This window comes from Shewanella sp. ECSMB14102, from assembly GCF_000813075.1.
Lineage (GTDB): Bacteria > Pseudomonadota > Gammaproteobacteria > Enterobacterales > Shewanellaceae > Shewanella > Shewanella indica.
The window spans coordinates 1-731 of the sequence record NZ_JWGX01000127.1; the positions used below are offsets into that span (position 1 = coordinate 1).

The window sequence follows — 731 nt, forward strand, 5'->3', positions numbered from 1 at the left end:
GTTTTTGATGTATTTGCGGGCATTGCTTTTTGAGTAAATCGTGTAAGATATGGACATCACGCATGGTGTTGGATCTGGTAGTTTTTTGGCAAAATCAATTAGATCAATCAACACCATGCGTGTCTACTGTATTGAATAAAAAGGAATTATCTAGGGATTCCCTAGAACGCGGCGTTAGCCGTCTTTTTACCATCACTGTAAAATCCGAGGAAAAAATGACAACACGACCAATCGTTCTTCGACCCGGCTGCATCAAGACGTTGTCTGCCGTCGAAGCTAGACCGGAGCGTTCGAATCAACATGAGTTTAACGGTGTTAGGCAGCTCAGAGATATTTTCGGGCTCGACGGGTTTGAAAGAGTTGCCCGGTTTTCAATTCGTGGAACTGATATCGTAGAAAACGCAAATGTTACTTGGTACGACGCACGTGAAGGGCATCCAACAAGGACTGAACATAGGCTATATTTTCAAACCAACCAAGTAATGCAGAGAGCCCAGGAAGGTGACAATATTCTTATTGGTTTTGACAATCATGACGAACTGAATCTGATATTGATTCCTCAGGGGGAAGAAGGCTTCCGGGCAAATTTGGGTTCTTGGGAGCCCGTGTGAATTCAGAACGGCTAACAATTAGTTCAAGCGGACAGGCCCTATAGGGCCTGCCGCTTAACTCAAACGTTAATCAGTTTAAGAAATTCACCCCAAGCCCAGCGAAAATGCGATTCTTTGATT

1 protein-coding gene is annotated in these 731 nt (G+C 44.0%); it reads left to right on the forward strand.

The window, feature by feature from the left end; translation table 11 throughout:
• Positions 1–62 precede the first annotated feature (62 nt).
• Positions 63–611 carry a hypothetical protein gene (locus RC73_RS19650; RefSeq protein WP_200888012.1) on the forward strand — a complete coding sequence of 183 codons (549 nt, stop codon included), beginning with the start codon at positions 63–65 and terminating at the stop codon, positions 609–611.
• Positions 612–731 lie beyond the last annotated feature (120 nt).